Source organism: Shewanella sp. SM95, assembly GCF_025653595.1.
GTDB classification, from domain to species: domain Bacteria; phylum Pseudomonadota; class Gammaproteobacteria; order Enterobacterales; family Shewanellaceae; genus Shewanella; species Shewanella oncorhynchi.
On record NZ_JAKKSE010000005.1, the window covers coordinates 1 to 24030 of the forward strand.

General features: G+C 45.4%; 21 protein-coding genes and 1 pseudogene. 15 read left to right on the forward strand and 7 right to left on the reverse strand.

The window, feature by feature from the left end; genetic code table 11:
- Positions 1-228 (forward strand): transposase (locus tag L5M29_RS08095; RefSeq protein ID WP_263167220.1); only part of this gene is annotated, 228 nt, incomplete at its 5' end.
- 33 nt (positions 229-261) lie between these two features.
- On the opposite strand, the pseudogene L5M29_RS23795 reads toward L5M29_RS08095, so the two are convergent.
- Positions 262-809: pseudogene (locus L5M29_RS23795) on the reverse strand (EAL domain-containing protein); the annotation flags it as partial.
- A gap of 27 nt (positions 810-836) precedes the next feature.
- On the opposite strand from L5M29_RS23795, the gene L5M29_RS08100 reads away from it, so the two are divergent.
- Positions 837-1427: a hypothetical protein gene (locus L5M29_RS08100; RefSeq protein WP_263167222.1), complete on the forward strand. Its 591-nt coding sequence runs from the start codon at positions 837-839 to the stop codon at positions 1425-1427.
- 229 nt (positions 1428-1656) lie between these two features.
- Here L5M29_RS08100 and L5M29_RS08105 read toward each other — a convergent pair whose 3' ends face one another.
- Positions 1657-2172 carry a hypothetical protein gene (locus L5M29_RS08105; RefSeq protein ID WP_212601509.1) on the reverse strand — a complete coding sequence of 172 codons (516 nt, stop codon included), beginning with the start codon at positions 2170-2172 and terminating at the stop codon, positions 1657-1659.
- A 402-nt stretch (positions 2173-2574) separates the two neighbouring features.
- Positions 2575-3312, reverse strand: a complete 738-nt coding sequence (locus L5M29_RS08110; RefSeq protein ID WP_263167225.1) for a hypothetical protein — start codon at positions 3310-3312, stop codon at positions 2575-2577.
- A 912-nt stretch (positions 3313-4224) separates the two neighbouring features.
- On the opposite strand from L5M29_RS08110, the gene L5M29_RS08115 reads away from it, so the two are divergent.
- The 3 genes from L5M29_RS08115 (at position 4225) to L5M29_RS08125 (ending at position 9053) form a co-directional block, all read left to right on the forward strand.
- The gene (locus tag L5M29_RS08115; protein WP_263167227.1) at positions 4225-6468 is read left to right on the forward strand and encodes a hypothetical protein; all 2244 of its coding nucleotides are present in this window, start codon (positions 4225-4227) and stop codon (positions 6466-6468) included.
- A gap of 10 nt (positions 6469-6478) precedes the next feature.
- A complete protein-coding gene (locus L5M29_RS08120) occupies positions 6479-8179 on the forward strand; it encodes a toxin-antitoxin system YwqK family antitoxin (protein WP_263167231.1) in 1701 nt (566 codons plus the stop codon).
- Positions 8180-8777: 598 nt separating this feature from the next.
- Positions 8778-9053 carry an acylphosphatase gene (locus L5M29_RS08125; protein WP_028759808.1) on the forward strand — a complete coding sequence of 92 codons (276 nt, stop codon included), beginning with the start codon at positions 8778-8780 and terminating at the stop codon, positions 9051-9053.
- Between the two features lie 48 nt (positions 9054-9101).
- Here L5M29_RS08125 and L5M29_RS08130 read toward each other — a convergent pair whose 3' ends face one another.
- The 3 genes from L5M29_RS08130 to L5M29_RS08140 all read right to left on the reverse strand — a co-directional run bounded on the left by L5M29_RS08130 (position 9102) and on the right by L5M29_RS08140 (position 14315).
- Positions 9102-10103 (reverse strand): peptidoglycan binding protein CsiV, encoded by a 1002-nt coding sequence (locus tag L5M29_RS08130; protein WP_263167234.1) that lies wholly within the window; start codon positions 10101-10103, stop codon positions 9102-9104.
- Entirely contained in the window at positions 10103-13588 is a 3486-nt protein-coding gene (mfd, locus tag L5M29_RS08135) for a transcription-repair coupling factor (protein WP_263167236.1), read from the reverse strand. Before mfd ends, L5M29_RS08130 begins: the two co-directional genes overlap by 1 nt.
- Before the next feature lie 85 nt (positions 13589-13673).
- Positions 13674-14315: a hypothetical protein gene (locus tag L5M29_RS08140; RefSeq protein ID WP_263167238.1), complete on the reverse strand. Its 642-nt coding sequence runs from the start codon at positions 14313-14315 to the stop codon at positions 13674-13676.
- A gap of 94 nt (positions 14316-14409) precedes the next feature.
- Here L5M29_RS08140 and L5M29_RS08145 point away from each other — a divergent pair, with 94 nt between their 5' ends.
- The 3 genes from L5M29_RS08145 to lolE all read left to right on the forward strand — a co-directional run bounded on the left by L5M29_RS08145 (position 14410) and on the right by lolE (position 17719).
- Positions 14410-15642 carry a lipoprotein-releasing ABC transporter permease subunit gene (locus L5M29_RS08145; RefSeq protein ID WP_263167240.1) on the forward strand — a complete coding sequence of 411 codons (1233 nt, stop codon included), beginning with the start codon at positions 14410-14412 and terminating at the stop codon, positions 15640-15642.
- A 134-nt stretch (positions 15643-15776) separates the two neighbouring features.
- Positions 15777-16472, forward strand: coding sequence for a lipoprotein-releasing ABC transporter ATP-binding protein LolD (gene lolD / locus L5M29_RS08150; protein ID WP_028759813.1), 696 nt, complete (start codon positions 15777-15779; stop codon positions 16470-16472).
- Complete coding sequence (gene lolE / locus L5M29_RS08155; protein ID WP_105252620.1) at positions 16469-17719, forward strand: lipoprotein-releasing ABC transporter permease subunit LolE; 1251 nt, start codon at positions 16469-16471, stop codon at positions 17717-17719. The genes lolD and lolE overlap by 4 nt, the downstream gene beginning before the upstream one ends.
- 276 nt (positions 17720-17995) lie before the next feature.
- On the opposite strand, the gene suhB is transcribed toward lolE, so the two are convergent.
- Positions 17996-18799 carry an inositol-1-monophosphatase gene (gene suhB / locus L5M29_RS08160; RefSeq protein WP_263167244.1) on the reverse strand — a complete coding sequence of 268 codons (804 nt, stop codon included), beginning with the start codon at positions 18797-18799 and terminating at the stop codon, positions 17996-17998.
- 153 nt (positions 18800-18952) lie between these two features.
- Between suhB and trmJ the strand changes: the two genes are divergently transcribed.
- From trmJ to hscB, 7 genes are all read left to right on the forward strand, one after another.
- Positions 18953-19681, forward strand: a complete 729-nt coding sequence (gene trmJ / locus L5M29_RS08165) for a tRNA (cytosine(32)/uridine(32)-2'-O)-methyltransferase TrmJ (RefSeq protein ID WP_263167246.1) — start codon at positions 18953-18955, stop codon at positions 19679-19681.
- 54 nt (positions 19682-19735) lie between these two features.
- Positions 19736-20557 (forward strand): serine O-acetyltransferase, encoded by an 822-nt coding sequence (cysE, locus tag L5M29_RS08170; protein ID WP_028759817.1) that lies wholly within the window; start codon positions 19736-19738, stop codon positions 20555-20557.
- Between the two features lie 366 nt (positions 20558-20923).
- Entirely contained in the window at positions 20924-21385 is a 462-nt protein-coding gene (iscR, locus tag L5M29_RS08175) for a Fe-S cluster assembly transcriptional regulator IscR (RefSeq protein WP_006081858.1), read from the forward strand.
- 80 nt (positions 21386-21465) lie between these two features.
- On the forward strand, positions 21466-22680 hold the full coding sequence (locus L5M29_RS08180) for an IscS subfamily cysteine desulfurase (protein WP_113940595.1): 1215 nt from the start codon (positions 21466-21468) through the stop codon (positions 22678-22680).
- Between the two features lie 37 nt (positions 22681-22717).
- Positions 22718-23101, forward strand: a complete 384-nt coding sequence (gene iscU, locus L5M29_RS08185; protein ID WP_006081856.1) for a Fe-S cluster assembly scaffold IscU — start codon at positions 22718-22720, stop codon at positions 23099-23101.
- 14 nt (positions 23102-23115) lie between these two features.
- Positions 23116-23439 carry an iron-sulfur cluster assembly protein IscA gene (gene iscA / locus L5M29_RS08190; protein WP_006081855.1) on the forward strand — a complete coding sequence of 108 codons (324 nt, stop codon included), beginning with the start codon at positions 23116-23118 and terminating at the stop codon, positions 23437-23439.
- 16 nt (positions 23440-23455) lie between these two features.
- Positions 23456-23980: a co-chaperone HscB gene (hscB, locus tag L5M29_RS08195; RefSeq protein WP_113940596.1), complete on the forward strand. Its 525-nt coding sequence runs from the start codon at positions 23456-23458 to the stop codon at positions 23978-23980.
- Positions 23981-24030 lie beyond the last annotated feature (50 nt).

Below are 24030 nucleotides of genomic sequence, written 5' to 3' on the forward strand. Positions count from 1 at the left end.
GAAATCTGTTATTCCAAGGCGCCTGTTATTCCAAGGCGCCGCTATAAGAATACACCTCAAGAAAGAGTCGATTGGTGCTTATATCGGTATCGACATTTAGTGGAGAATGCTTTTGGAAGAATTAAGCACTATCGAGCAATATCAACAAGATATGACAAGCTAGCAAGAAATTACGCCAGTATGGTGTCACTGGCGTTTATGTTAATGTGGCTGCCGATGTATTGCTGAACAACATTTGTACAGCAAAGATCAACAGACCCTAGTTAATGGAACAATTAATTTGTCCTCTTCGGCAATGGGAATCAACAAATCAGGCCGCACTAGCCCATTTGCGGGTGCTGCCAACGTACTAATGCCTCGACTCCCTTAGCTTTACCTTTCTCGGCACATCACTGGCTGATAAGCTAAGAAAAACTCTTCTTTCTCTATTCCACTACAATGTCATCGGTGAGGGAATGGCGAGTAACTCTTGAATCGAGTACAAATAGGATAGAACCCGTAAGTAAGACGATGCTAACTGGCCATGAAATGGCCAGAAATATCCATAAGAAATGCCAGAAAAATGCGGGGGACATTTCTAATAACACTGAAAAATTGTGCTCTTCAGAATCTAGTGTTATCACCTTATTTTTTATAAACTCGAGTGATTCAGGGATCGTGTTGCCAGTTATGGATAAAGCGACATTGATAACAGCGCTGGGAAACACATTCGGCTGTACAAAGGAGTCTAATAAATATCTCCCTTCTTTAATGAAGGCGGCGCCGCGCTTAGAGATAGGATCCTAGTTTAATGATACTACTGCTGGCACTAACATATTGACGAAGGTTAACAAGTAATGAATTACTATAAATTAGGTATAAATTCGGAAAGTAAAAAATGGATGAATTATATGAATCCTAGTTCATTTTTTATAGATGGCGAAGGAAATGAATTAAGTGATGTGAAACTATCTGCGATTCAATCTGGATTCAAAGGTGTTTTATATTTCAATGCCTTAAAAGAAGGTAAATCACCTCCGGTGGTCTCGGTTGGAACCAGGTTATTGGCGTTTAATGAGGATGTCTTTTTTGAGGACGATATTAATGTTAGTGGTGTCCAGTTAATACCATTTATAAATAGGCATAACAATTTAAAGTATGTGTTGATGCATGTATTTAATTATACTGACTGCGTTGATTGGGAATGTTCTAAAATTGAACGCTGGCCTCTGGGCTACATTCCAAAAGTTTGGGAATCAAAGCGTGGGCGATTTTTTATTGAACCCGTTGTCTATAAGGACAAAATACCTGAAAACTTAGACGCCTTTCGTTTGTATGAGTGGGGTGGTGCATTTAATATAATAATATCAGAAGCTTTCAAAGATAAATTGTTGTCTGTGGAGTTTGATAGTTCCCTTCTTGATTTTAAACCACTATCTCTTAAATAATAAATGCCGAGGAGGTTATTAAACATCCTCGGCATAATTTTGTTTGTATATCCATCCCTCAACTTTGTAGGCGCATATTGATGCGGGACACATATTGGGCAAGGTTCTTGGTGTGCGTGTCAATACCCACAGATTATTGACCATTACAATGCTGATGACTTGGTAATATCATAGCAACTGTCTAGAACCACGGTGAACAGCTCCTAGACAGCCAGCCCCCGCAGTGCTTTTAGATTCTTTCACGTACGTAATCTCCTAATTCTATGATGTTTCCAAATTCAAGATATTTACCTTTCCCATCTAGAAGCCTATATGACTTAAAATCTCTACGAAAGAACACAACAGCATCTAATGTCTTTAATTGATAAATGAGCCACCAATTCTGCCCTTCCTTTTTTGGGTAGCTCTGACGACATGATTTTAGGTACTCTTTTATAGACAAACCACGAATTTTTCTTCTATCTAAATCTGCCTCCTTCATTACATCCGGAGGATAAACATATGCACTAAGTTTTGCAGCAGAGATACCTAAGAATTCCGCCTGTCTTTCTAATTCACTTGAAGGATTAATTATTTCTTCCAGTTCTGACTGTGTGAGATTGCTATAAATGTTATTTTTACCACATATTCCGCAATGAAATGAAAGATTAATTTCATTGCTGGTCATAAAGTCATCAAAAAAACACGCGTCGACTTCATTATATTTTCCACAATACTTACACTTTAATGATGCTGTTGTTGACATTGTCATCCCTACAAAAAGCTAACGTCTTAGTATTTATGCGCTGTGCTGTTTTCAGGGCATAAATCGCTTGCCGGACTTGGCCGCTGCCACATCCGTGTCAATTGGTATAAATGATGCTATAGGAATTTGCTTTTTTGCGGTAGCGTTTTTTATACCGTTTGAAGAGTAATTAGTTGATATCTATTACTGGATGTTACCCTATGAACCAGACTAGGAAAGTCTGATTCACTAGCTAATTTTTGGACATTTTCGAGTTAGACTTTAGCTCGAATTAGAGAGTCTCGAATTAAAACTTCTATGGGTAACACCTTGCTCACCGACGAGTAAGTTGGTGCTGTTTTTGCCGCATTTTGTTTTAGCAAAAAGCGCGACAACTGTATCAAGTCCACGTGCAGCAACTTGTTAGGCATTTTTGTTGACGATTTCCTGAAGCTCATTTGCAAATTTTTTAATATCTACAAACATATTAAAAATAGCTTGTTGGTCCAAATAAATTGGATTACCCTCTTTGGTTTTTCCGTTTCTATGGACTATATCATGGCGAATTTTAGTTATTTTATCTACTTCAGAGATATTCAGATCAATTTTGTTTCCAAGTATGGTCTCAAATATTACTTTTACTTTTGGCATGCTGTGATAGAGTATTTTAGATAGTTCCTTTATAGCAAGCGCTTTGGGGTTTGATTCTGTTACTGCTAAAAACTCAAGCGTATATTTTGCATTTTTTAATTCTTCGATTTTAAATGAATTCACAAAAAAACGATCATTATTATTTACTAGAGATTTTACAGTTTCACCGAGAAATGCCTCAAGCAAACTAACCGAATGTGCATAAGTCATTCTATACATAATATATGGTTTTGTTTTTAGTGGGTTATTAACTATAAGTTTTTCAAGCTCTCTTATCTCTTCGAGAAAAAGTCTGTAAAGAGTTGAAGAATCATTTTTTTGTAACCATTTTAGATCTTCTTCGAATTCAAATTGGTCCCTTAAATGCTCTTGAAGATTAAAGTATTCGTCAGCTAAATCTCTATACTCTTCGCATTCTTCATCTGCATCTTTATCCTCAAGACGGTCTCTTATCCATTGATCTGCCTTTTCATTTTCAAGCTCTATCATTAAATCTGACATTCTTCCCATGACATTATTCCTTAGGATAAAAAGTGTTCGATAAAATTGATGCCTAACATTTTATGAGGGGCATGCGCGTTTACCTCATTAGACCAGTAAAAACGCGAATAGTTAATTACTTGTAATATAAGGAACTTATCAGCTTTCTCTCAAATACACCATCCGGAAAAACGCGCATGCGTGTTTTACAAACCTATTATCTAAGTTTCGCTTTATATAACTAATTAATTTTAAATAGTTTTAGATGTTAATGATTGAGATGGCGCGCACAAAAATTGACTTAAAAACACTCAGAGCTACGCATTTTTTAATACGACTGTCTAGCGCTCCAGTTTCGGCCACTTATGGTGAATTGCTGAAAGCAGAAAATAGATGAGAATTTGTTGGGAAATGAGGTAGCAAGTTTGTGGTCAAACGCCCCGTGTTAACTCACTTTGGGGCAAAAGCTGTTTAGGGCTGATTTGTGTATTAATGACTTAGTTAAGCTTGACCTTGTTACAACAGTGACCGTTGGCGATATGGCTGCTCTTTCACATCTGACCCATAGGGATATGGGAAATGTCACTATGATGTCGGGAACATCATTGACCATGTGAACGCGGTATTTACACTTCCGTGTGCTGCAGATGTTACCGTCGAGTCCAGAGGGATACTTCTTATTAAATAAAAATCGAAGAGTCACTGGGCATTAATGACAATTAATGCCGCACAGCTAGCTGTTTGCATCTGTTCTTGATGCCGGAATTCGTCATTAAAAACTTGCCTAAGATTGGTATTGCAGTACCTGTGACTATCTAAAAAGGATGCTTAGTCGCGCACTCTGGTGTTGCGCTGGACAGGCATAAATAGCCAAAGCATTTTATTTACTGGGCATGAAAGGGCATAATGCGGCGCTTACTATTTGAGATACAAGGAATAACCATGAAGTACTTGGTTAGCGTAGTTGCATGCTGTTTATTATCGGCCTGTTCTTTTGGGGATGCTGATGTTGAGTTTACACCTGAAAAAGGGGAAGAGCGCTCTTATCAGCTGTATAGCACCACTAACATCACGGTAGACAATGGTAGTCGTACCGAAACGGTTAACGCCACGTCACATCAATTGCTGCGTTATAAGGTCCTCGAAACAGGCAAAAACAGTCGGTTTCAAGTGCATGTCGATTATATGAACATGCGCGATGGCCAAGGGAGCGGTGTCAGTAGTGGCCAGCGGGCCGATCGTAATCCAGAAATGCACGCTATTTTCTCGCAGGGGTTTGAATTTTCTTTAAATCTAGACGATGGCAGCGTTAAAGAATTCAGTGCATTGAACAAACCTGTATGGCAGGCGCTGTTGGCTGAACGCGGCGCAGAGCTTGAGCAGGAACTGAAAAAGCTCTTTAGCTCATCGGCCTTTCTTAGCACCATACCCGCCAAAGCGGGGGCGGTTGTCGCGCTTCCTGCCTATCAAGGCCACGCGAATGCAAAACTTACCGTCTTGCAAGTCACTGATACTCATGTGTTAGCCAAAGTTGAAAGTGGCGGCGAGCAAGCCAAAATATACGGTCAGCTGATGTTAGAACGTGAGCGGGGGTGGTTAGCGCAGTTAGCCTTAGTGGCAGAAGCGCCGTTTGAGCGCTACGGCTATAAGGGTACTGTGCGCAGCAACGTTATTATGTTGCCGCAGGAGCGCCAGTTGGGCGATCTGACACAGTATTTAGGTTTTTATGATTTCCCAGTATTTGAGTATCAAAAACAACCTGACGTTGTGTTGGATAATGTCAATAAGACCTTAACCCAAGATGCTGTATTTGCCTATGATGCGGGCTACTTTTACCAGCAAGATGATTTATTAAAGCTGACTTATCAGTATGACTTTTCAGGTTTTAAACCCGAAGGCGGGTTTAGCTTAACCGATATCACAGCACACAGTGCGGATGGCACAGTACTGCCGCTGCAATTGAGCAAGGTAGGCAGTTACAGTTATCCAGAACAGGATGGTTTCCATCAGTCTGAGCAGCAGAATTTGCTTATCGGTTGGAATGCGCCGAATGACCTCTTAGCTCAGGTTGCTGAGTTTCGCGCGACTGCCCATTATCGCGGCGCGAAATTAGTCAAACTTAACCTGACCCCCGATCCCAGTAAAACTGTGGTCTTGCAGTACGAAGATATACAGCTGGAACTCTCGCCAATCCCAGATAAACCATTCAGTTATTTGCTGAAATCGCGAGGCAGCACTGACAAATCTTGGTTATACCGACGCTTTGACGGTGCCGAAGGCGCTATGGTGAAATATCTTTCACCGCCGCCCACTGGGCCGGATTGGTTAACCCCGGCAGAGCAAAATATGGTGGCGTTGGCCTCAGCTGCACAATATGAATCGATCACACTGTTTACCTTTCCCGCAGCGCCGCCGACGCTGACACTCTATGTGAATACTGTGGTTGACAGTGGTGAACTGACTAAGAACATTCGTTTTATTCCGACTCAAGATTACGCGCAAAATGTCGCCTATCCGCCGGCGCAGCAACAACTGCTTTATAGTGATGATATGTATGCGTCCTATGTTAATCAGCCGCAAGTTACTGCACCTGAAGACCCAGCCTTACTTGAGCCGCAAGTCGTGGCCAAATACGGCGTCAGTTTGCTGTTAACTTCCGAGCAAGCAGCTGTGTGTACGCTCAGTGTTGTCGATGCACCTAAGGTCAACGGGCACACACTGCAATGGACAAACACAAGCACTAACACTAACAACACGGGTTTTGGTGGAGGGCTGGATAAGTTTGTGCTGTATCAACTGACTAGCGCCGATGGGATCCGCCGCAATTTTTACGACATCAATGTCAGCAGCACTTTGGCCTGTACCGGTACGCCCAAATGGCAAGCGCTAGCGTATCAACCCGAGCAAAGCTGGTTGATTGATATCACTCAGTTGCCGAATGTTGATATCCGTCAAACCGTGGCCGACTTTATGCGGCGCTATCGTTTTTTAAATGCGCAAAATTTACAGCTAGCTCCTGCTATTCAAGGTGACAGCAGTGATTTTTATCAGCGTCCGTTGCAGCAAGTATTACGTGAGGAACGCTGGTTTGTACTGGCGGGGCGCGCAGCACAGATAGAGCAGCTGACGATAAGCGGCGAACCGGTCAATAAACAGTGGGTTAATACATTCCCTGCGTTACCTTAAGGAGCAGAATATGAGAGTCTTATTACTATTATCTGCGCTACTTATGTCGTTTAATCTGTCGGCTGAGCGAATTTTACTCGACGAACTATGGCGGCTTAGCGATGTGCCTGGTGAAGCCATTTATTATCAGGAGCAAGCGCCGACAGAGCAAAATGGTGAGTGGCCGCTACAACTCTTTTATCTGGAGACGGATAAACCCGTTTTTAAGGGCAGCGTCAACAGTCCCAATTTAGCCGAGAGTTTTATCGTTGGTGATTTCGAGTTTTTCTACCCCGATGGTCAACTGTCTCGCAAGGGCAGTAGCGATGCACAAGGGCGTTATCAGGGCACGCATCTGCATTATTGGGAAGACGGAGCGCTCTCGGGAGAGTACCACTACCAGCATGGCCAGTTGCATGGAGATCAGAAAAGTTACCATACTAATGGTCAATTAAGGGAGCTTCAGCATCGTGTGAATGGGGCTGAATTAGGATTATCGCAAAGTTATTTTAACAATGGCCAGTTGCAAACACGCGTAACCTACGGCGCTAACGGTATGGAAGGGCTATATGAAAGCTTTCATAACAATGGTCAGCCGGAGCAAACCGTTAATATGGTGGCGGGGAAAAGAGAAGGCGAGAGACTGTATTGGACAAAAGAAGGCTGGTTATACACTAAAGAGTTTTATCTTAAGGGGAAAATACACGGCGAAGTGTTGATTTACCGAGCTGCCGATGTGCTGCAAGAGATTAAACACTATGAGCATGATAAGCAGGTGGGAAACCAGCAGCGTTTTGATGAACAAGGGCGGTTAGCAGAGCTGCAAAAGTATGATAAGGATGGTCGTGAAATTCAACATATTACCTATGATAATGCCGGTAACGTTGCGACCCAAACCGACACGCAATACCTCGCTAACGGTCAGACCAGCACTGAACAGCGCTTCGATTCTGCGGGAAAGTTAACTTATCAATATCAGCAAGATACTACAAAAGACTGGAGCTTACGTCAGCGTTTTGATGCAGCAGGTGAGCTGATTGAACGTGATGAACAACTCAAGGGGCGATACGATGGCTTGTATATCGGTGCTGGCTGGAACGGTTATATCAGGCGGATAAACTACCGCAAAGGTCAAATGCACGGTGCATATCGAGAAGACAAGGCCGAGGACGGCGGTTTTGTCATCGGCCAATATCACTTAGGGTTAAAGTCCGGCAAGTGGGTCACAAAAAACGCGGATACGACGCGCAATGAGCAGTTTAACCAACAAGGTGAGCTGAGTGGTGAACAAACAGAAATCGCAGCCGATGGCACGATAATGCGCCGAGAGTTTTATAAAAACGCTAAGTTACATGGCGCGTATTTACTGCGTGGCTTTGATAAACAACTTCAAGCCCAAGGTCAGTATGTTAACGGTCAGCGCGAAGGCCAATGGCTGCTGCAAGATGAAAGCAGCTACAGCATGGTTAAGCTCTGGCATGGCAACTATAAAGCAGGACACGAAGTGGGTCACTGGCAGGCCTTTTCCGTCAATGGCCATTTATTAGGGCAGGCCCAGTATGATGATAAAGGTCAATTGCAAGGTAAAGGCTATAGTTTTAATGAAGATGGCAGCCTGCTGCAAAGTGATGAGTATCTTGATAATCAACTGCACGGCAGGTCGGTGTACTACTTTAATGGTGAACCGTCATCCGAGTATCGCTATCAAAATGGTCAGATGATCAGCGAGTAGCACTTCATCACCTAATCACACAATCAAGCAAAAACCGACTAATTAGGTCGGTTTTTTGCTTTTTTGCATCTAGTTTGCTGCCTTGCTTTATCGTCAGGCATACGCACCGCTTGTCATTAGAGGGCTCACTTCTCAAACCCTCGTTTCGCGTTTACTAACTTGCCAGAACAAACACAATCTCAGCGTTAAACGTCAACACGCCTTTATACTTCTTCGGCTATCACAGGGGATGTTTTTAAACATGAACAATGCAGATGGGTGTACGAGCTGATTTTCAGCTAAAAGCATTATATTCATTCGTGATGGATAGTTTTACTTTTCAAACTCTTGAAAATAATTATTTATTGTGTAAAGTAGCGACCCTTGCTATTTTGTAACAAAATGATACAGAGTTGCTGTTTTATTTGTCCATTTATTGGATATCCCTTTGCGTATGTCGCCCGACACAGCTAGCAGCAGTCTTGTTAGCTGTTTTTTTTGCCTAAATTTAAATATTGTTTGTTTTTTGTTCTACAAATCCATAGGTTAACACTTAGCCTTTGGATAATTGCGGCTATGCTTATTTCTATAACAAGGTTCCGTGAAAAAGGAGCGTGAGATGAAGCGAGTATTAATTAATTTGACGGGAAAAGTGCAAGGTGTTGGTTGCCGTCATGCGACCTTGACTAAGGCCAGAGCCTTGGGTGTGACAGGATATGTAACCAATTGCCGCGACGGCAGTGTTGAAGTACTCGCCCAAGGCAGTGACATTGCTGTTAATGCTTTAATTGCTTGGTGCGAAGTAGGTGTGCCTTGCACTGAGGGATTAACAGTAACGGTAGGAGAAGACGAGGCTGATGATATCTACCTCGATTTCTCCATCGTTCAGTCTTAATTTAAACGTACCGTGTTAACTTAAGAATTGTGCGGGTTGTGTGTTTGTTCAGTATTGGCCAACAGTCTGTATTGATTCGGCATTCTGATTATTTTGCATTGCACTGGGTTGCGCCATCTTGCGGATTTGGATCACCATACCCATTTCGGGATGATCTAAATAATGGATTTCTTCACTCTTCACGCGGCGATTTTGCTCCAAAGGCACAGACATTAAAAATGGTGTCATGACTTTGGGCGCCGTGAGTGTTGCGTTGGTATCGGCCGCATCACTGGGTACGGCTGGCATTAATTTTCTGCCTTCTTTGCGCAAGTGCAATGCAGTTTCAATATACAAATAATGGCTTAAATAGATATTCAGCGTGCCATCTAATTCCCATACTGGTGATACAGCAGGCGCAAGTATTGGCGTGCCATCGGCATTAGTCATAGGCTCTGCTTGAGCTTGCTTAATGATTTTTCTGCCATCGAAGTGATAAGTACCTGAGAAATCTTTACCCGCAAATAAGCGTATGGGTACTGAGCCACTCTTACCACGCATAGGTTGTTGCCAAGCCATGTGCAGTAAACTGCGCGTACCACGTTCGCGGGAAATACTATTGATAATGCTCGCGAATTGACTTTGGCTGCGGGTTAACAATACTGGGTTGCCATTGGCTGTAGGATAATTGATCTGTGCGCTGCTGATTTCTGCTGGGATCACCGGCGGGTAACGATATTCCACACTCGCAGGCGCAGCAGGCATAGGTTCTGACGTCGAGGTACCGTTTAAGGTTTCAGCGCAGTGGCTATTTGCATCGGCATCAAATACCAGTGTGCAAGGCGCAGATGCGCTGGGTATCGGCGTGATTGCTTGCGCGATAGCGGGGGAGATTAAGTCTATTGCGTTATCGGTTTTCGTCTTGTTCGGCGCATCAGGCCATTGTTCACTTGACTGGCTTTGGCGTTCAAACACATAGACTTCAACCTCGAACCAAGCTTCTGCTTGGACGACCTGACTGTGTGATAGTGCAATGAGTGTAGCGATAGAGACCGCGAGTTTACGTAACACTATTTATCTCCAAGACGATGTTGCGATAATTGTTCTAGCAAGAGTTTCACTAAAGCGAGCCTGTCTTTACTGGTTTCGGCTGCAAGGCTGAACTTTAACTTATTCGGTCCTTCCATTCGATAGATTTGTGGCTGGCTTTGGAGTAATCCAATAATAAACACAGGATCTATGACATGATCATCACTAAATTCGATGCTGCCACCTTTACTGTGCACTTCTATTTTAGTCGCACCTAAGCGAGTCGCCTCATGTTTATAGAGGGTCATTTCCATTAAGTTACGCGTCGGTTCAGGTAATAAGCCAAAACGGTCGATCAATTCGACTTTTAACTCATCCAGCGCCGCCTGTGTTTCGCACCCTGCGATGCGTTTATAGAGCGACAGACGAATATTTACGTCGCTCACATAGGCTTCAGGCAGCAGGGCGGGGATACGCAGTTCAATTTCGCATTGCTGATTGAGCATTTGCGCCAGTGACGGTTCTTTGCCTTGTTTTAAGGCTTTTACTGCCGCTTCGAGCATTTCCATGTACAAGCTAAAACCAATTTTCGAAATATGGCCACTCTGTTCATCGCCCAAAAGTTCACCTGCGCCGCGGATCTCTAAATCTTGGGTCGCCAGCATAAAGCCCGCACCGAGATCTTCAAGAGCATCAATAGCTTCTAAACGTTTGCGCGCATCTGGGGTCATACGTTTGGGATGCGGCGTCATCAAATAAGCGTAGGCCTGATGGTGCGAACGCCCGACGCGGCCACGCAATTGGTGTAACTGCGCCAGACCAAAGGTGTCGGCGCGCTCAATAATAATGGTGTTGGCACTTGGGACGTCGATACCGGTTTCAATAATAGTGGTACAGACTAACACGTTGAATCTTTGATGGTAAAAGTCTGACATTACCCGTTCTAGATCGCGCTCACGCATTTGACCGTGGGCAACGACGACTCGCGCTTCAGGCAATAAATCGATAATGCCTTGGGCACATTTCTCAATACTTTCAACATTATTGTGCAGGTAATACACTTGGCCGCCACGGAGAATTTCCCGCAAAATGGCTTCGCGCACAGTCGCGGGATCCGATTCTCGCACAAAGGTTTTCACTGCTAAACGTTTGGCGGGCGGGGTGGCGATAATTGATAAATCGCGCATACCCGACATGGCCATGTTTAAGGTGCGCGGAATAGGCGTTGCGGTCAGGGTTAAGATATCCACGTTGGCGCGCAGCGCTTTGATTTTCTCTTTTTGACGTACTCCGAATCTGTGTTCTTCGTCGATAATCAACAGACCTAAGTTTTCAAACTTAGCCTCAGATTGCAGTAACTTGTGGGTACCGATCACGATATCGACTTTGCCTTCTTCCAATTGCTGCAGCACTTGAGTCTGCTCTTTGGCGGTACGAAAGCGTGACATCACTTCAGTGACCACGGGCCAGTCGGCAAATCTGTCTTTAAAGTTTTCATAGTGTTGCTGGGCAAGCAGTGTGGTCGGAACTAGCACGACCACTTGTTTGCCAGCGTTGACGGCCACAAAGGCGGCGCGCATGGCGACTTCGGTTTTACCAAAGCCCACATCGCCACAGACTAATCTGTCCATTGCGGTCGGCGATTGCATATCGGCTAACACGGCGATAATGGCGCTTTCTTGATCGACGGTTTCTTCGAAGGGGAAGCCGCGGGCGAATTGAGCGTATTCTTCTTCGTCAATTGCGCAGCTTTCGCCAGGACGCGCTTGGCGACGGGCATAGACATCGAGCAGCTCGGCCGCGACGTCGCGGATTTTTTCAATCGCCTTTTTCTTGGCTTTAGCCCACGTCTCGTTGCCGAGTTTATTTAAGTGGGCGTCTTCATCGGCGCCAACACTGTAACGGCTGATGAGATGCAATGAAGACACTGGCACATACAGTTTGTCACCGCCAGCGTATTCTAATTGCAAGTATTCTGCGACCAGTCCACCCGTATCTAGGGTGACTAAGCCCCTATAAAGTGCAACGCCGTGTTCTAAATGCACTATGGGCTGGCCAACTTTGAGTTCGGCCAAGTTTTTAATCAGGGCATCATTACTGATCTGACGCTGTTTTTCACGCCGGCGTTGCTGGGAAATACGATGGCCGAAGAGTTCAGTCTCACAAATAATACTGATACTTTCTTTGGCGCTGATCTGCAGCAAACAACCGCGTGACAGCGGCGACACGATAAGGCCTAACTTGGCATCACTTTGAATAAATTCATCAAAATGGTTAAACAGCGCAGGTTTTAACTGAATTTTAACGAGCAATTCAAGCAGCGCTTCACGGCGACCCTCGGACTCGGCGCTAAACAACATGCGTTTGGCGCTGCCGGCATAATCTTGCAGCGCTAGCAGCGGTTGCTTTAATTTATGATTGGCGCTGATGTCGGGCAGGGTGCTGGCGGCAATAACAACCGCTTTCGTTGTTTCAGTGCCATCTGTTGGCACTTGCATTTGATAACGTGGCAGCGGTTTAAAGGCTGCAAATAACTCTTCTATGAGTAAATACAGCTCTTTAGGCGCCAGTAATGGCCGCAGTGGATCGACGCGTCTGTCTTGATAGCGATGTTCGACTTCTTGCAGATGGGCGCGCGCTGACTTTTCGATATCGCCTAAGGTGACGAGTTGAGTGTCCTTGGGCAAGTAATCGAATAGGGTGGCGGTGTCATCAAAAAATAGCGGCAGGTAGTTTTCGATCCCCGCCGGCATCAAGTTACGGCTCACTAGCTGATAAACCGATTCCGGCTCTTTGACTATGACCTCGAAACGGCGGCGGTATCTTTGCCTAAAACCTTCGATGGCCGAACTGTCGGTTGGGAATTCCTTCGCGGGCAATAGGCGAATCGAGTCAACAGGCTGCAATGAGCGTTGGGTTTCTGGATCAAAATGGCGAATGGTTTCCACTTCTTCATCGAATAGTTCGATGCGCAGTGGCATATTCATCCCCGTTGGGAAGATATCCAGAATCGATCCGCGAATGGCAAACTCACCATGTTCATACACTTGCTCCACCGAATGGTAGCCAGTGTCGGTTAAATGCTGGCGTACATCGTGTAACTTGTAGCTATCCCCCTTTTTGAGCACAAACACGTTGGCGCTTAAATAGGCCTTAGGTGGCAGGCGTATCATCAAGGTGGTGACGGGCACGATAACGATATTTTGCTCAATCTGAGACAGCTGTGATAGCGTTTCGAGTCGCTGGGAAATTAAATCCTGATGGGGCGAAAAACTGTCGTAGGGCAAGGTTTCGCGGTCAGGGAATAATCTGACCTTAATGCCTGTTTTACTGAGCAAATAACTTAGCTCTAACTCTAAGCTTAAGGCGCTTGGCGTGTCACTGGTGACGACTAAGGTCGTTCCCTTATGTTGACGCGCTAAATTGGCGAGTGTAACAGCTTGGCAAACCCCGCCCACGGTGGACAGAGTCTGAATTTGAGTGCCATTTTTGACGGCTGGCGGCGTTAGGGCAGATATGTGAGTCATTGGCGTGCGATAAACTGATTCATTCACAAAGAGTTGCAGACATTGTAGAGACTTGATGGCGTAGGTGCCAGAGAAAAGTCAGCGGCTATTGACGCTCGTCTCGGGCGAGTTTGCGTAACTTGAGTTGTTTCTGTTGCACATTGAGGCTGGCTTTGACTAATTGCTCCACGTCAGATTCAAGAATTTGACTGAATTCAAAGTCGGTTTGCCATTGTAGATGTTCAGGTTGAGTATGTTGCTCTGTACTGGCATTACGACTCATATCGCCTTCGGCTTGTGCTATTTTTTGTGCTTGAGTGGCGATGACTTTGCCAAAACAGAGAATGGCAACTAATTCGTCGTGAATAAACAGAGTAATTTTATAGTGGGAGCCAATGTCTAAGGCTGTTGGGGTGAGTAATCTCAGGCCACTGCCACCAAATTGGTTACCAAAGCATTTTTCGCCCTCTTGGGTTTCTTTTTCTAATACATGTTGCAGCACTAAATCTACTTTGCGGGATTGCAGCTTTAAAAAATCCACGACAACTTTTGCCTCGTTATCTAAATGGCGCAGTTGTAGCAAGCAGTTAGCTTCGAGTGTTTTGACTTCGCTGAGCAGTTGAATGCCTAATGATTGCATTGATCTCAGTGCCATTTCTGAGGGTAATGGCTGGGAACTCGGCCATTGGCTTAGGTAGGCGGTAAAGTGGTGAGGCACACTAAAATACGGATTGGTGTCAGTGAACAAGGCTTGCCTCTTTATTTATAGGACCAATACCCCTATTATCGTGCCCATCTTCATGATTTAGCAAGTTCAGCACACAGGACGCAACCCTCTTTCAATGAATCCAGGATTCCCTTTCTACATTGGTTACCGTTATTGGCGGGCCAAAAAAGCGAACGCGTTCGCGTCGTTCATTACCTTATTTGCCGTTTCGGGCATTTTTTTAGGCGTTGCAGCCCTGATCGTTGTCAGTTCAGTGATGAATGGCCTTGAAGGCCAACTTAAGCAACGTATCTTAGGTGCAGTGCCACAATTAACCCTTTATAGCGAAGCGCCGTTAGTCGATTGGACAAAGCAGGCGAGTGCGCTTAAAGCCTTACCGGGTGTGTTAGGCGTGACACCGAGCGTATCGACGCAGGCCATGGTGCAATCGGCGTCGAATATTCGCGCTGTGCAGGTTTATGGGGTATTTCCCGAATTAGCACAAAAGTTATCCTCCGTTGCGCAGCACACTTACTCAGGTGCATTTGAACAGTTGACGAGTGGCGACTTCAAGGTGATTTTAGGATCTGAGCTCGCACGGCAACTCAAAGTCGCTCCTGGTGATACGGTACGATTATTGAGTGGCGATGGTGTGGTGTACTCGCCATTAGGCCCAGTGCCGAGTCAACGTAAGTTCTTGGTATCTGGCATTTTTGAAATGGGCTCTCAGGTTGATGCTGGCGTTGCATATATCCATTATCAAGATGCAAAGCGTCTAATGCGTCAACCGAGTGAGGCTATTGATCAGCTTAGACTCTATTTAACCGATCCCTTTAGCGCGCCCGCTTTAGCGTCTAAAGTGCAGGATGTTCTCGCTAAACAAGATATTAAGGTAACAACCAGCGATTGGCGTGATACCTATGGTCACTTGTTTGGTGCGGTAAAAATGGAAAAGAACATGATGTCACTGATGCTGAGCCTGATTGTGGCCGTGGCCGCATTCAATATTGTTTCGGCGCTGGTGATGATGGTGGTCGATAAAACCACGGATGTGGCAGTGCTAAAAACCCAAGGCGTAACCACGCCCGCAGTGATGGGCATTTTTGTGGTGCAGGGTTCGCTCAATGCTGTACTTGGTTTAGTGCTTGGGCTCGCGGTAGGTATACTTATCACTTTGAATCTGAATGGCATTATGACGACCTTAGGCATTTCGATTTTAGGTGCGGGACAGAGTTTGCCAGTAAAACTGGAGTTGATGCAGTTGTCAGTGATCGTGATAGGCACACTATTGGTCACCTTGTTGGCGACCTTATATCCCGCGCTGCGTGCGGCCAGAGTGCAACCCGCAACTGCGCTGAGATACGAGTAAACCCGTGAGCTTTTATGAATAGTCGTCACCCATGGGCATTCATCCGTGAGTGATGCTTGCCAAGATGAAAATAACTTAATGCATTGATTTGATGAAATAAATTGATGCCAAAGCATGTTTAAGAGAGAACTTCAATGCAAGACGTGTTACTGCAAGTGCAGAGTGTCAGTAAGAGTTACCATGATGGCGCCGTGACCACGCAAGTGTTGTCTAATGTCGATTTGCAGGTGTTTAAGGGCGAACAGTTGGCGATTGTCGGCAGTTCAGGCTCAGGTAAGAGTACACTGCTGCATATTATGGGAACTTTGGATGAGCCAACCGCGGGCAAAGTTTTGTTGCTAGGCGAAGATTTATACCAAGTGTCTAGTGCGCGCCAAGCGCAGATCCGCAATCAAGATCTCGGCTTTATCTATCAATTCCATCATTTATTGCCTGAATTCACTGCCCTAGAAAACGTCGCTATGCCGGCATTTATTCAAGGTAAAGATCGTAAACAAGCGCTCGCCGATGCCAAAGTCTTATTGGAGCGGGTTGGGCTAGGCCATCGCATGACTCACATTCCCGCTGAACTATCGGGCGGCGAGCGTCAGCGTGTCGCTATCGCAAGGGCGTTGATTAATAAACCTAAGTTAGTGCTGGCCGATGAACCTACGGGTAATTTAGATGCTAACAGTGGCGATGCGGTTTATGAGTTGATCCGAGAGCTGGCCGATCAGTTAGGTACGGCGTTTGTGGTGGTGACTCATGATCATAAATTGGCTGCCCGTATGGACCGCCAACTGATGATGAAAAACGGTTACTTGCAATTAGCGGCGGAAACCCAAGTATGAAAGGACCGTTAGCCCTATCCATTGGTTGGCGTTTTTATCGCGCCCGCCAATCCAACAGTTTTATTAGTTTTATTTCCTTTGCATCGACTGCCGGTATCGCTTTAGGTGTGGCGGTATTGATCATAGTTCTGTCTGCAATGAATGGTTTTGAGCGCGAGCTAGAGCAAAGATTACTGGGTGTAGTGCCGCAGGCGGACATTGTCGGGGTGGACGAACCTATCGTCAATTGGCAGAGTGTTGCGCAAGGTGCACTACAAATTGAAGGTATTCGTGGTGCTGCCCCCTTTATTCGCATGCAAGGTTTAGTGCAGAAGCCTGGTGGTTTTCAAGGCTTAGCCGTGGTGGGGATTGATCCGAAAGAAGAAACGAAGGTTTCAACTTTGTCACAGTTTATGAGTGATGCAAGCTGGCAGAGTCTGAGCCAAGATGAGAATCATATCGTCCTTGGCGAGAGTTTATTGACTAAGTTGGGGCTTGAGGTGGGTGATACGCTGGCCTTATATGTGCAGGATATCGATCCCGACGCGGCAGGCAGTTTACGTGCTGCGAAGAGCCATCGTTTTGTGGTGTCAGGCACCTATCATCTGGGCGGCGAGCTTGAACTGACAACCGCTTATATTCCATTGCAATACGCGGCGCAGATCTTGAACATGAATAACGGTGTAACGGGTGTGCGTATTAGCGTCGATAAAGTGTTTGATGCACCAGTAAAAGTGCGCGAACTCGGTTATGCGCAAAAGCAGTCTGTGTATATCAGTGACTGGACTCGTACTCAAGGGCATTTATATCAAGATATTCAGTTAGTTCGCACTGTGATGTATTTAGTTTTAGTGCTGGTGATTGGTGTGGCCTGCTTTAACATTGTCTCCACCTTAGTCATGGCGGTGCGGGATAAAGCGTCCGAAATTGCGATTTTGATGACCATGGGCCTGAGTCGTTTGGCTGTGATGGGGATTTTCATGGTGCAGGGCGCGTTAAATGGTCTGCTTGGCTGTGGTCTTGGCGGCATTATTGGCATTAGTGTGGCGCTGAATTTAAGTGCGATTGCGAGCTCAGTTGAGCAATTACTCGGTATTCAACTGCTCTCGGCCGATGTTTACTTTGTCGATTTTTTACCGTCTGAATTGCATGTTTCGGATGCGGTACTGGTGATTGTGATGGCGTTTGTGATGAGTTTAATCGCGACTTTGTATCCCGCTTGGAAGGCGAGCCAAATTGCACCAGCACAAGCGTTAGCGGGTAGATAACTGGATAAGTGGCTGTTCGTCATGTTAGCCGATGTGGGCTGAAATCAGTGCAGATGTTTTCAGGGCACTCCTTTCTTCCCAATGACTATTACTTAATTACTATACTATTTCTAAATACGATATTGTGGCGACTGAGGACTTGATAACTCGAGTACTTAAGGCTTTAGAATGAAAACCACATAAACAAAAAGGCCAGTGGGCGCTCTTAAAGAGATTACCACTGGCCTTTTTTGTATCTGTTTTATGCGTTTATTTAAAGCTAAGCGTTAATTTCGATTAACGTTTTAAACCTTCGTTCAATAATGGACGCATGATTTTAACTAATTCTGTGGTCACTTTAGGTGAGCCTGCAACGATGTTGCCCGAAACCAAATAGTTATGGTTGCCAGTGAAATCGGTAACTGTACCGCCCGCTTCGCGGCAGATAAGATCGCCAGCAGCGATATCCCATGGCTTTAAGCCGATTTCGAAGAAACCGTCTAAACGACCCGCAGCAACATAGGCTAAATCTAATGCGGCAGAACCTGCGCGACGTAAGTCAGCACATTGGCCGAAGACTTCGCCGAAAATAGCCATATAAGTTTCAGTGTGTTGACGCGCCTTGAATGGGAAGCCAGTACCAATCATGGTAGGCGCTAATTCATTCACGTTGGTAACACGCAAACGGAAATCATTGAGTTTTGCGCCTTTACCACGGACGGCGGTAAAGAGTTCTTCACGGACAGGATCGTAAACAACCGCAACTTCAGTTTTACCTTTATGTTGCAGAGCGATAGAAATCGCGAAGTGGGGAATGCCTCTAACAAAGTTGTTAGTGCCATCCAGAGGGTCAACTATCCAAACGTAGTCGTTATTCTCACCGCGGTTTTCGCCTTTCTCTTCACCCACGATAGTGTGATCAGGGTAAGATTTACGAATTTGGTAAGTAATAGTCGCTTCTGCTTCCTTGTCTACACTGGTAACAAAATCGTTGATACCTTTTGAACTGACTTCAATACGGTCAAGTTCGGTATAGGCGCGCATAATATTTTGGCCGGCCGCGCGGGCAGCGCGTACAGCAATCGTCAGCATCGGATGCATTGCAATCCCCTGGATGTTAAAGAACGTTAAAATAGCGGGCGGCATTATACTCGATTTGATAGTTATATCAAATACCGATTTTCATATAAGCATTCGGCAATGGCTGTGATAATATTCGTCCCCAACGTTTTATGAATTAAATTAAGTTGTTTCATGCTAAGTAATATTCGAGTGGTTTTAGTGGGGACTTCGCACCCCGGCAATATTGGTTCCACTGCCAGAGCGATGAAGACTATGGGTCTGTCAAATCTGTACCTTGCAGAACCGCGTGTTGAACCCGATGGGCATTCCATTGCATTAGCCGCGGGTGCATCGGATATTCTGAAACATCTTGTGAAAGTGGATTCACTCGCTGAAGCGATTGCTGATTGCAGTCTCGTGATTGCAACCAGCGCACGCAGCCGAACCTTAGACTGGCCAATGTTAGAGCCAAGAGAAGCAGGGGTTAAATTAGCGACCGAGGCACTTAAAGGCCCCGTTGCCATAGTATTTGGCCGTGAGAACCACGGCTTAAGTAATGAAGAGTTGCAACAGTGTACTTATCATGTGGCGATTCCTGCGAATCCTGAATACAGCTCGCTCAATCTTGCACAAGCCGTACAAATCATTTGTTATGAAACCCGTGTTGCCCACCTCGCACAAAAAGAAGTGGCCGAAGAAGAGCTAACCGAGTATCCCTTGGCCGCCGATCAGGAACGTTTCTTTGCACACCTTGAGACGACGCTGCTATCAACCGGATTTATCATTAAGAATCATCCCGGACAAGTGATGATGAAACTGCGCCGCTTGTTTAGTCGTGCGCGGATTGAGAGTCAGGAGATGAATATCCTCAGGGGAATCTTGACCTCTATTGATAAAGTCACTGGTTCTAAAGATAAATAGCCAAATCCTCATCATCAATAATCACCGTATAGAATGACTGCAAAGGGATAAACAATGGGCGTGATAGCTAGGCTAAAAGAAGACATTGAATCTATATATCACCGTGATCCTGCGGCGCGCAGCGCGTTTGAGATCTTGGTTAACTATCCGGGCATGCATGCCATTTGGTTGCATCGGATAAGCCATAAGCTATGGAAGCGCGATTGGCGCTTAACGGCACGTTGTTTATCGACTTTTTCCCGTTGGTTGACGGGTGTAGAAATCCATCCTGGGGCAACCATAGGTCATCGATTTTTTATCGACCACGGTATGGGCGTTGTGATAGGTGAAACGGCTGAGATTGGTGATGATTGCACCCTTTATCACGGTGTCACGCTTGGTGGAACCACCTGGCAGGCGGGGAAACGTCACCCTACGTTAGCCAATAACGTGGTGGTGGGCGCAGGGGCAAAAATCCTCGGTCCTATTACCATGCACGATGGTGCGCGTGTGGGTTCTAATTCTGTTGTGGTGAAAGATGTGCCCAAAGATACCACGGTTGTGGGGATTCCTGGGCGCGTGGTGGCTACACCGTCACCGCAATCGAAAGAGAAAACTGAACGCCGCAGCGCGATGGCAAAAAAATATGGCTTCGATGCGTACGCGGTATCACCGGATAATCCCGATCCGGTGGCCAATGCAATAGGGCAGATGCTCGATCACATGCATTTGATGGACTCGAAAGTTCAAGAGTTGTGTCAAGCCATTCAAGGGCTGGGTGGCAATGTCTGCACTGAAAAGCTGCCAGAGCTTGATATGGGCGAGTTTAATGATGCAGAAAAAGCGGCGGCGGAAAAACGCCATAGTGCATTAGATGAGTTTGATCCGAGTATCTAAGTTTTAACGAAATGGTTTAACTTAGCGGTCTAACTTGCTTAAGGGCTGACCCTCACAAGGGTCTCGTTTAGCGTTTTACTTTAGCTCATCCTGTTGTAAAGGCGCATATTGTGATCAAACCTGAGTTTGAGCGCACCATAGTACCGAGATCACTTTTATCCTGCGTTTATATCGTGCTAGATGTCGATTAATTGGCGCTTTAGCATTGAATCTTAGCCTAGAAAAAGGTTAAATACCCCACCAAGATGAAAGGGTATTGGTTATGTGCACACTCATATACTTGAGTGTTTTAGTAGGTTTTAATACTTGACTGAATTACTCGGGTATGTTGAAATAATGCATACCTGTTCGGGAGCTATGGTAGTTATGAAACTTACATCAAAAGGTCGTTATGCAGTAACCGCTATGCTAGATGTGGCAATCCACTCAGCATCGGGACCAGTTCCCTTAGCGGATATCTCTGAAAGACAAGGGATTTCGCTTTCCTATCTGGAACAACTCTTCGCTAAGCTAAGAAAACACGGTTTAGTTGCCAGTGTACGTGGACCGGGCGGTGGTTATCGCTTAGGTCTAGAAGCCAATGATATTTCAGTCGGCATGGTTGTCCATGCTGTAGACGAGTCTGTCGATGCGACTCGTTGCCAAGGACTTGGCAACTGTCAGAGTGGAACTCGCTGCTTAACCCATTCACTTTGGGGCGATTTAAGCAAACAAATTTCCGATTTTTTAGATGGTATCAGTCTTGCCGGCTTGATGCAGAAGCGAGATGTGCAATTTATCTCACTTAAGCAAGACACTATGCAAAAGGAACAAAGAGTCAGTTTATAGCGGCACTTTGTTATATATAAAAATAATTTTTGTACGTTGTATGTAGCCTCTACCAGAGACTGCTCAGTACGGAGTGTGTTATGAAGCTTCCTATCTATTTAGATTATGCCGCCACCACGCCTGTTGATCCTAGAGTCGCGGAAAAGATGTTCCAATGCATGACAATGGACGGCATCTTTGGTAATCCGGCCTCACGTTCACACCGCTACGGCTGGCAAGCCGAAGAAGCGGTGGATATTGCTCGCAACCAAGTTGCCGAGTTAATTAACGCCGATCACCGCGAAATTGTGTTTACCTCTGGCGCGACGGAATCGAACAACTTAGCGATAAAAGGTGTTGCTCATTTCTATCACAAGAAAGGCAAGCACATCATCACCAGTAAGACTGAACATAAAGCGGTTCTCGATACTTGTCGCCAATTAGAGCGTGAAGGTTTCGAAGTGACTTATTTAGAGCCTGCGGCTAACGGCATCATTCCGATGGAACGTTTAGAAGCAGCGATGCGTGACGACACTATCCTTGTCAGCATTATGCACGTGAACAACGAAATCGGTGTTATCCACGATATTGATGCAATCGGTGAGCTATGCCGTTCAAAGGGCATTATTTTCCACATGGATGCAGCGCAAAGTGCAGGCAAAGTGCCTATTGATGTGCAAGCCACTAAAGTGGATTTGATCTCGATTTCTGGCCACAAAATGTATGGCCCTAAAGGTATCGGCGCACTATATGTTCGTCGTAAGCCTCGCATTCGCCTAGAAGCGCAAATGCACGGTGGTGGTCATGAGCGTGGTATGCGTAGCGGTACGTTACCAACGCATCAAATCGTAGGTTTAGGTGAAGCTGCTGCAATCGCAAAAGCGGAAATGGCCTCTGATGACGCTCGTATCGGTGCATTACGTGACAAATTATGGAATGGCATCAAGCACATTGAAGAAACCTATATCAATGGTGATGCGATTGAGCGTGTTAGCGGTAGCCTCAACGTCAGCTTCAACTATGTTGAAGGTGAGTCGTTAATGATGGCACTGAAAGATTTAGCGGTTTCATCGGGTTCGGCTTGTACCTCAGCCAGCCTAGAGCCTAGCTACGTATTACGTGCGCTTGGCTTAAATGATGAAATGGCCCATAGCTCGATTCGTTTCTCAATCGGCCGTTTCACAACCGAAGAAGAAATCGATCACGCTATCGAAGTTATTACTCAATCTATTGATAAATTAAGAGAAATGTCTCCTTTGTGGGAAATGTTTAAAGATGGGATCGACCTGAACCAAGTTCAGTGGGCACATCATTAATTCTGACCTTTACAATAGATAATTTTGGAGCAGTACCATGGCTTACAGTGAAAAAGTGATAGATCATTATGAGAATCCACGTAACGTTGGTTCTTTTGATAAAAACGATCCTTCGGTCGTGACCGGTATGGTAGGCGCGCCTGCTTGCGGTGACGTGATGAAACTTCAGTTGAAAATTGGTGCTGATGGCATCATTCAAGACGCTAAGTTCAAAACCTACGGTTGTGGTAGCGCGATTGCGTCTAGCTCACTGGTAACTGAGTGGGTTAAAGGCAAGACTATCGAACAAGCTGCGGCGATCAAAAACACGGATATCGCTGAAGAATTGGCATTGCCACCAGTGAAGATCCACTGTTCAATTTTGGCTGAAGATGCCATTAAAGCTGCTATCGACGAGTACAAATCGAAACAAGCTAAGTAACATCTGGAGTTAAGATGGCGATTACAATGACCCCAGCGGCAGCCGATCGTGTCAGATCTTTCTTAGTCAACCGAGGCAAAGGTGTAGGCCTGCGTCTCGGCTTAAGAACATCAGGCTGTTCTGGTATGGCTTATGTACTTGAGTTCGTTGATTCTTTAAATGATGACGATGAAGTGTTTGATATCGAAGATGTGAAAATCATCATAGATGCCAAGAGCCTTATCTATCTTCAAGGGATCGAGCTGGATTTTGTTAAAGAAGGGCTGAATGAAGGCTTCCAATTTAATAATCCTAACGCAAAAGGTGAGTGTGGTTGTGGTGAGAGTTTCACTGTTTAACCGCTAAAGTTGACGCATGAATTATTTCGAGCTGTTTAAATTTTCCCCTGCCTTCGATATTGATACCGCCTTACTTGCAGAACGCTATCGCGAACTGCAACGGGCGGTTCATCCCGATAAATTTGCCAATGATACTGATCAGCAAAAATTGCTGTCGGTGCAGCGCACGGCGCAAGTCAATGATGGTTTTCAAACCTTAAAAGATCCCATTCGCCGCGCCGAGCATATGTTATCGCTGCGTGGTATTGAATTAAGCCATGAAACCACGACAGTGAAAGATACTGGCTTCTTGATGCAGCAAATGGAATGGCGCGAGGCGTTAGAAGATATACGCGATAGTGCCGATCCTCAAGCGAGTATTGACGAGCTATATCAATCGTTTGCGCAGTACCGCGCGCAACTCACTCAGCAATTGACTCAACTGTTAACCAGTGAGCAGGCTGAAGATGCATTGTTAGCGGCAGATCAAGTTCGCAAACTCAAATTTATGGCAAAATTACACGACGAGTTGACCAGAGTCGAAGACGCTCTGTTAGATTGATTTTCCGTGTTTATGTTACTTTGCTGACTCAAGTACGCTTGAGTTGGCAT

Bases quoted from the DNA above. Each gene is read 5' to 3' on its own strand.
- L5M29_RS08100 (WP_263167222.1), top strand. From the start codon at position 837: ATGAATTACTATAAATTAGGTATAAATTCGGAAAGTAAAAAATGGATG.
- L5M29_RS08105 (WP_212601509.1), bottom strand. From the start codon at position 2,172: ATGTCAACAACAGCATCATTAAAGTGTAAGTATTGTGGAAAATATAAT.
- L5M29_RS08110 (WP_263167225.1), bottom strand. From the start codon at position 3,312: ATGGGAAGAATGTCAGATTTAATGATAGAGCTTGAAAATGAAAAGGCA.
- L5M29_RS08115 (WP_263167227.1), top strand. From the start codon at position 4,225: ATGAAGTACTTGGTTAGCGTAGTTGCATGCTGTTTATTATCGGCCTGT.
- L5M29_RS08120 (WP_263167231.1), top strand. From the start codon at position 6,479: ATGAGAGTCTTATTACTATTATCTGCGCTACTTATGTCGTTTAATCTG.
- L5M29_RS08125 (WP_028759808.1), top strand. From the start codon at position 8,778: ATGAAGCGAGTATTAATTAATTTGACGGGAAAAGTGCAAGGTGTTGGT.
- mfd (WP_263167236.1), bottom strand. From the start codon at position 13,588: ATGACTCACATATCTGCCCTAACGCCGCCAGCCGTCAAAAATGGCACT.
- L5M29_RS08145 (WP_263167240.1), top strand. From the start codon at position 14,410: ATGAATCCAGGATTCCCTTTCTACATTGGTTACCGTTATTGGCGGGCC.
- lolD (WP_028759813.1), top strand. From the start codon at position 15,777: ATGCAAGACGTGTTACTGCAAGTGCAGAGTGTCAGTAAGAGTTACCAT.
- lolE (WP_105252620.1), top strand. From the start codon at position 16,469: ATGAAAGGACCGTTAGCCCTATCCATTGGTTGGCGTTTTTATCGCGCC.
- suhB (WP_263167244.1), bottom strand. From the start codon at position 18,799: ATGCATCCGATGCTGACGATTGCTGTACGCGCTGCCCGCGCGGCCGGC.
- trmJ (WP_263167246.1), top strand. From the start codon at position 18,953: ATGCTAAGTAATATTCGAGTGGTTTTAGTGGGGACTTCGCACCCCGGC.
- cysE (WP_028759817.1), top strand. From the start codon at position 19,736: ATGGGCGTGATAGCTAGGCTAAAAGAAGACATTGAATCTATATATCAC.
- iscR (WP_006081858.1), top strand. From the start codon at position 20,924: ATGAAACTTACATCAAAAGGTCGTTATGCAGTAACCGCTATGCTAGAT.
- L5M29_RS08180 (WP_113940595.1), top strand. From the start codon at position 21,466: ATGAAGCTTCCTATCTATTTAGATTATGCCGCCACCACGCCTGTTGAT.
- iscU (WP_006081856.1), top strand. From the start codon at position 22,718: ATGGCTTACAGTGAAAAAGTGATAGATCATTATGAGAATCCACGTAAC.
- iscA (WP_006081855.1), top strand. From the start codon at position 23,116: ATGGCGATTACAATGACCCCAGCGGCAGCCGATCGTGTCAGATCTTTC.
- hscB (WP_113940596.1), top strand. From the start codon at position 23,456: ATGAATTATTTCGAGCTGTTTAAATTTTCCCCTGCCTTCGATATTGAT.